Raw genomic sequence first — 6,797 nt, 5'->3', positions numbered from 1 at the left:
CCGGCACCGGCCAGTCCAGCTTGGCCAGCCGCAGCAGGCTGTCCACCATGCCCAGCGCCTGCCGCAGGGGCTGGCCGAACAGGCACTTGATGCTCAAGCAAAACTGGATGGCTGCGTCCGAGAACGTCGGGCTGCGCCCGCGCTTGCCGTTCGGCTTGCCAAGCCACTGCATGCCTTCATCCAGCCACATCGTCAACGATCCTCGCGCCTTCAGCGCTGCGTTGTAGGCTTTCCAGTTCGTCGTGCGGTACTTGGTCCGCCTCTCGCTCTTTGCTTCCGTCACGCCTTCAGTCTACCGGTGTGGCCGGGGTGATTTGTGCAACAAAGCCGTGGCGATGCATGCAGGAAAAATATGCTCCATGCCGCCGTATTCATTGAATAGTTAGCTATAAAAAACATAGCAATCGATTTTCACTCCGTGCTGCCAGGCGCATCAGCCCGCCGGAGAAGCCAGGAACTCCGTGAAAACTGCTCCATGCCGCCGTATTTGCTCGATTTATTGCTACACAAAAGATAGCATCGTCCAGGTCGGCAGCCACCGAAACCAAAGGGAAGACACATGAGCGGCAAACCCGCGGCCCGGCAGGGCGACATGACCAAAACGGGCGGGCCCATCGTGCAGGGCTCGGCCACCGTGCTGATCGGCTCGGCCGGCGGCGTGGCCTGTTCGGAGTGCCCGGGCGGCATGGCCGTGGGCAACCCCGTGAACCCGTCGCTGGGTGCCAAGGTGCTCTCCAGTGGGGACGACCTGGACTTCGCCCTGCCCGGGCCAATGCCGCTGGTGTGGCAGCGCGTCTACAGCAGCTATGTGAATACCGAACACGGCTCGGCCTGCGGGCTGCTGGGCCACGGCTGGAAGCTGCCGATGGAGGCGGCACTGCGCCTGGAGACCGAGCGCGCGGTGCTGCTGGACGCAGCCGGCCGGGCCATCACGTTCGATGACCCCCTGGAGCCCGGCGAGGCCCTCTACAGCGCCAGCGAGGACGTGTGGCTGCTGCGCGGCGGCGGCGCCCACGCAGGGGCCGCGCCCGAAGGGGCGGCCAGCCCGAACCACGGCGCTTCCGCGGAAGAACTGCGCCCCTGGGCATGGCAGCCGCGCTGGGCCCATGTGCCCGCGCACCTGCGAGCCGACTCGCGCTGCGTGGTCGCCGCCTCGGGCGCGTCGCCCACGGCCTGGGTATTTCTGCCGGCCTCGCACGGGCCAGGAAGCCACGCGCTTCACGAGGTGCTGGACCGCTTCGGCCGCAGCCAGCGTTACCACTGGGGCGAAAGCGGACCGGAGCAAGGCCGCCTCGTGGCCATCACCGACGGCAGCGAGCGCCGATACAGGCTGCACTATGAGCGCATCGCCCCGGACGACACCGCGGCGGCCACGGCGCATCCGCTGCTGGGGCCGGACGACGGCGTGCGGCTGGCCGGCGTGGACTGCACGGCCAACCCGCACGATCCGGCCCAGGTGCCCGGCGCCGCGGCGCGCACACAACCGCTGGTGCGCTACCGCTACGACGCGGCGGGCAATTTGGCCGAAGTGCTGGGCCAGGATGGCGCCGTTCTGCGCCGCTTCGGCTACGACCTCGTGCACCGCATGACGAGCCACCGCGTGCGCCACGGGCCGCTGCACCGCTATGTGTACGAAGATGCGGGCACGGGCCACGGCCCGGGCACGGCGCCGCGCCCGGGAGCGCGCGTGATCGAGCAGCACAACGAGGAAGGGCTGTCGTACTTCTTCGATTACCGCGATCCGCCGCCCCGCACCGCGCAGGAGCAGGCGAGTGGCGCGCCCGTGGCAAGCTGCACCGTCGTGCTTGACAGCCTGGGGCGGACGACCGAATACCACTTCGAGGGCGAAGGCGGGCTCAAGCGCCTCATGCGGCTCGTGGGGCCCGATGGCGCCGTCCAGAGCTACCGCTACGACAGCGCCGGCCGGCGCGTGGCCGCCACCGACGCGCTCGGGCGCACCACCTGGTGGCGCCATGACGGCGCGGGGCGCCTGCTGGGGGTGCAGTACCCGGATGGCGCCAGCCTGCAGCAGCGCTGGGGCGAAATGGGCAGCGCGCAGGACGGCCTGCTGCTGGAGAGCACCGATGCGACAGGGAGGCGCGTGCTCTACCGCTACGACGCCTGGGGCCGGCTGCTGGAAGTGGCACTGACCGTGGCGTCGCAGGGCCATGCCCAGGACGGTGCAGGAGCCGGCATGGGCATGGCGGCATCGACGCTCGCCACCCGCTTCGAGTACGCGCAGCCGCAGCCCGATGGCCGCTTCGCCGCGCACGAGATGGCGTGGTGCGACAAGCCCGTGACGGTGATCGATGCCCAGGGCGGGCGCAAGTCGCTGGCCTACGACGGCTGCGGGCAGCTCTCGCGCCACACCGACTGCTCCGGCAGCAGCCGCTCCTGGCGGCGGGGCGCCTGGGGCGAACTGATCGAGGAAGTGGATGCGCTGGGCCACCGGACGCGCTACCACTACGCCACTGCGCAGGGCGCGCTGCGCCTGGTGGGCGTGGAGGCCCCGGGCAACGCGGCGATGCGCTACCGATGGTCGGCCAGCGGCGCGCTGGAGTCCATCACCCAGGGTACGCACGAGGTGCTGGAAGGAACGGGAGAGGCCGCAGGCACCAGCACCACCGTGACCTACCGGCACGACCTCTGGGGCCGCGTGGTCGAACAGGCCCAGGCGGGCCGCGGCGTGCAGATGCGCTACGACCTGGCCGGGCGCCTGCTGGAGCTGGTCAACGAGAACGGCGACGCGACACGCTTCGTACACGACATGGCCGACCGGCTCGTGCAGGAAGTGGGCTTCGACGGACGCAGCCTGGTGCACGGCTGGGATGCCGCCGGACAGCTGACGCATTCGATCGACGGCCACGCCGCGGGCCACCACCCGGGGCGTGCCGCCGGAGCCGGCACAGGAATGGGGGAAGTGGCCGAGCTGGGCGACGTTGTGCGTTCGCGCCAGCACTACGATCTGCGCGGGCGCCTGGTGGCGCGCGTGGTGGTGCGGCTGCCGGCCGTCGGAGGCGAGGCGCAGGCCCTGCTGCAAGTGCATGGCTTCGAGTACCCCCCCTCCGGCGTGCTGTCCATGGCCCGCGCATGGCAGGCGGATCTGCCGCTGCCACCTCTCCAACCCGGCGAAAAAACCGTCGGCCTGCCCGAGCGCTGGCTGGCGCTGGACACGCAGTTCCTGCGGGCCCTTCTCGAGCGGCCCGGCGAGCCTTCATTGGCGGCGCTGGCGGAGCAGCTCCAGGCCCACCGGTTGCGGCTGGACAGCCGGGTGTCGTTCGCGCGCGATGCCTTCGGCCGCGCCTGCGGCGAAACGCAGACGCTCTACCGCCAGGCCGGGCCGCAGGCCGCCGCGCGCAGCGCAGAACCGGCCGTGGAGTTCGAGCACACCATCTCCCACACGCTGGGGCCGCTGGGCCAGCGCACCGCCACGCACGCGCAGGGCCTGGGCATGCTGCAGTGGCTGGCCTACGGCCCCGGGCACGTGCATGGCCTGCTGCTGGAAGGCACGCCGCTGGTGGACTGGGAGCGCGACGGCATGCACCGCGAAGTGGGCCGCACGCTGCGCCTGGAGCGCCAGGCGGACGAAAGCGCGGACGGCACGGGCACTCCGGAGGCCATTCTCCATGCCCGGCAGCTCGACCCCGTGGGGCGGTTGCTGTACCAGGACTGGCGCGGCCTGCGCCACGCCCCGGAAGAGCCCGCGGTCCACGCCGCCCAGGTCCTGGGGCCGCTGGCCACACTCGCGCAGCGGCAGTACCGGTACGACACGCTGGGCCAGCTCGTAGGCATCCAGACGCCCGGAGAGGCCACCCGCTTCGGGTACGACGCCTGGCGGCGCCTCACCGGCCTGCAGCGCGCATCGCAGCGCGGGAAGGAGCACACGCAGGCGCATTGGCTCCTGGATGCGGCGGGCAACCGCCTGCCATCGCCCCCTGCAGGCGTGGCCGCGGGGCAGACCCCGCCGCAAGGCTGGGCGCAGCAGGTGCGGGAGAACCTGCACGACCCCGGCTTCGACCTGCTCCAGGCCACCGGCACGCCCGGTCAGGCGCCGGGCCCGGTCACCCGCTGGCCTGGCAACCGCATCGGATGGAGCGACGGAGAGAATGAATCCGGTACCACGCGCTACCGCTACGATGCCTTCGGCAACCGCGTGCAGGCACTGCGCGCGGACGGGCACGCGCAGCGCCTGCACTACGACGCGCTGCACCAGTTGCGCGAGGTGTGGGTGCGCAAGGAAACGGCAGGCGCCTGGCAGCGCACCGCCCGCTACCGCTACGACCCCTTCGGGCGCCGCATGGCCCGGACGGTGTTCGCGGCAGACCTGCCGCAGGCCAGCCCCGCCGTGGCCACGACCTATGCCGGCTGGGACGGCGACCGGCTGGTGCACACCGAGGCGTTCGACGGCATCCAGCACACGCTCTACGAGCCGGGCTCCTTCGTGCCGCTCCTGCGGCTCGACCGGCCGCAGGCCATCCCCTCGGCCCTGCAGGCGCTGCTGGCACCGGACGGAGACGAAGCAGACGACGGCGAACAGGCCACGGCAACGCTGTTCGCGGCACTGCCCCGCTCGCAGCGCGAGGCACTGGAGGCGGCATTGGAAAGCGCCACGGGCCCGGGCAGCGAGGCCCTTCTGGCACGCATGCAGGCGGGCCTGCCCGCCGAAGCGGGCGCACTGCTGGCCGCGGGCCTGCACGAGGCGCACGCCCGGCGCGAAGCCGCCACGCAGGCGGCCGCCACCCGCATCCGCCACATCCTTTGCGACCACGTGGGCACGCCCATCGCACTGGTGGACGCCAATGGACCGCATGCCGGCCTCGTCACCTGGGCGGCCACCCACCACGCCTGGGGCGCCCTGCGCGAGGAGTACAACCCGCACCGGATCGCGCAGAACATCCGGTTCCAGGGGCAGCAATTCGACGAAGAAACCGGAATGCACTACAACCGCTTCCGGTACTACGACCCCCACCTCGGGCAATACCTTTCTCAGGACCCCATCGGGTTGCTGGGCGGGATCCACAAGCAGGCGTATCCGCTCAATCCGCTGCAGAAATCGGACCCGCTGGGACTGTTCGATTTCTCCAGCATCGAACTGCCCGTCCAGACGCCCACCTTCGACGGCAAGGGCGATACGGCGATTTGCAGCTACTACGACTCGATGGCCCAGGCAAAGCCCAAGTGCAGCTACTACCCCGCAGGGGCGCTCATATGCCGGAGCGAAAACAGGCTGGTCAATGGCGCCATCAATTCCGCGCTGATTGCCGAGTCGGCCATCCAGGACAAATCCCTCAAGCAATCCGAAGTGCTCAACAGCATTCGCGGCAAACTGGTCAAGTCCGACCAAGAGGCACAGGCCGCCGGCAAGGTCGATCAGAATGGCTGCACTCAAGGCAATGAGATCGATGCCTACCATGACAAGGCATTCTCGGAGTCGGGCATCCGGAGCAACTTCTACGGGGGCAACCTGTGGTTCCAGGGAACGTGGCCCAACCCCGTGCCGCTGGACCCCTCTGCCAGCAAATTCGATCCACGCCGCATCTGGAACTAATGACCCATCCCCAACCCAGGCGGCGGCTGTGCAGTTTTGCAAAAAGCATTCCGCTGCTGCTGCTCCTGTCGGCCATCGCCATCTACACGCTGGCATCGCTGGCCTCCGCCACCCAGGAACTGCTGCCCCGGTGGCTCAAGGCTTATGAGTACATGCCCCCGTTCCTGGCCTATGTTCTGCTGGGTTGCCATGCCCTCCTGACGCCGGGTGCGGGCCTGCTGGCCTATGCCCTTCCCCTGCTCAAATGGGGAGACGACTCGGCCCGGCTCAAGGCGGGAGCCATGCTCTGGCTTTACTACCCCGCCCGGATCTTTTTGCTGTTCATCCTCATCGGGTTCTTTCCTCTCTGGCTGGTCTTCGAACTCCTGGAACTCCTTGTCTTTGCAAGATGGGGAAGGCAGGCCGCCAGAAAGCTCCGCCCCAGCGCATGATCTCGCGCGGCCCGCGGATGCAAGGGCCTGCCCACCAGGCGGTCCGGGCCGGCATCCGTGGCGCGCGACGGATCCAGGCCTGGCTCCACAGGCGTTCTCTTTTGTTGCCATCTCCCGTCATTACGCAAACATTTGGATGCAATGGCGCGACAGTAAGAGTGCATCGGCGCGCACCCCCGCCTCCATAATGCGCGCCAACAACAACGCCTGGAAACAGTTGATCGCATGACGAATCGTCGCGTAACAATTCAGACACCTTTGGGAGAGACCCTGCAGTTCCGCCAGCTGCAGGGCGTGGAGGAACTCTCGGCCCTCTCGGCCCTGGAGATCGACCTGCTGTCCAAGGATTCGTCCATCGATCCCAAGGCCCTCCTCGGGCTCGGCACCACCGTCGTCGTGGAGACCGAAGGCCAGGGCCGCCGCTACCTCGACGGCATCGTCACCGGCTTCGGCATGCGCGGGCAGGACACCTCCGCGCAGTTCTCCTACCGCCTCACGCTGCAGCCCTGGCTGTGGCTGGCCACCCGGCGCACGGACTTCAAGATATTCCAGGAGATGGACGTGCCGGCCATCGTCGAGCAGGTGCTCTCGCGCTACGGCAAGCCCTTCACCCGGCGGCTCTCGCGCGGCTACCGCACCCGGCCCTACACGGTGCAGTACCACGAGAGCGACTACCAGTTCATCTCCCGGCTGTGCGAAGCCGAAGGCATCTACTGGTACGTCGAGCACGAGAGCGGCAGCCACACGGTGGTCTTCGCCGACGACGTGGTGGGCTCGCACAGCCCGCTGCCCGGCGGGCACGTGATCCCCTTCTACCC

Annotated in this window: 4 protein-coding genes; 3 read left to right on the top strand and 1 reads right to left on the bottom strand. The window is 69.1% G+C overall.

Annotation, left to right across the window (positions count from 1 at the left end; all coding sequences use genetic code 11):
- On the bottom strand, nt 1–283 hold a 283-nt coding region (locus AX018_RS24145; RefSeq protein WP_211322433.1), incomplete at its 3' end, for a transposase.
- Nucleotides 284–559: 276 nt separating this feature from the next.
- Between AX018_RS24145 and AX018_RS24140 the strand changes: the two genes are divergently transcribed.
- The 3 genes from AX018_RS24140 to AX018_RS24130 form a co-directional block, all read left to right on the top strand.
- On the top strand, nt 560–5,548 hold the full coding sequence (locus AX018_RS24140) for an RHS repeat-associated core domain-containing protein (protein ID WP_111882790.1): 4,989 nt from the start codon (nt 560–562) through the stop codon (nt 5,546–5,548).
- A complete protein-coding gene (locus AX018_RS24135) occupies nt 5,548–5,979 on the top strand; it encodes a hypothetical protein (protein ID WP_111882789.1) in 432 nt (143 codons plus the stop codon). The genes AX018_RS24140 and AX018_RS24135 overlap by 1 nt, the downstream gene beginning before the upstream one ends.
- A gap of 225 nt (nt 5,980–6,204) precedes the next feature.
- A partial coding sequence (locus AX018_RS24130; protein WP_146749449.1) for a type VI secretion system Vgr family protein occupies nt 6,205–6,797 on the top strand: 593 nt, incomplete at its 3' end.

Source organism: Paracidovorax anthurii, assembly GCF_003269065.1.
GTDB lineage: Bacteria > Pseudomonadota > Gammaproteobacteria > Burkholderiales > Burkholderiaceae_C > Paracidovorax > Paracidovorax anthurii.
This window is presented reverse-complemented; position numbering and strand designations above follow the sequence as displayed.

Coding starts and splice junctions, on each gene's coding strand:
- AX018_RS24140 (WP_111882790.1), top strand. CDS start 560: ATGAGCGGCAAACCCGCGGCCCGGCAGGGCGACATGACCAAAACGGGC.
- AX018_RS24135 (WP_111882789.1), top strand. CDS start 5,548: ATGACCCATCCCCAACCCAGGCGGCGGCTGTGCAGTTTTGCAAAAAGC.